The 204-nt window shown below is 37.3% G+C and carries 1 protein-coding gene; it reads right to left on the minus strand.

The window, feature by feature from the left end; all coding sequences use genetic code 11:
• Nucleotides 1-204, minus strand: a 204-nt coding sequence (locus IQR33_RS33570; RefSeq protein ID WP_228013995.1) for a hypothetical protein, incomplete at both ends; no start/stop codon positions are given.

Here is a 204-nt window from a genome sequence, read left to right on the forward strand (position 1 = left end):
CATTCCAGTAATAACTTCATTGCTTCGTAATCATTATTGCACTGAGAACGGATACTTAGTCCTTTTTTAATGACAACTATACTAAACTCAAAAGCCTTTATGCGATACTTTGGATCAAAGCCTAGTAGTTCACCGGAGTCAAATTTTGGCACTGCCCCCAGAGGAATAGAGTTAATATGACCCAACGCTATATCAAGATAAAGA

The sequence above is a fragment of the Vibrio sp. OPT46 genome (genome assembly GCF_015163535.1).
GTDB lineage: Bacteria > Pseudomonadota > Gammaproteobacteria > Enterobacterales > Vibrionaceae > Vibrio > Vibrio alginolyticus.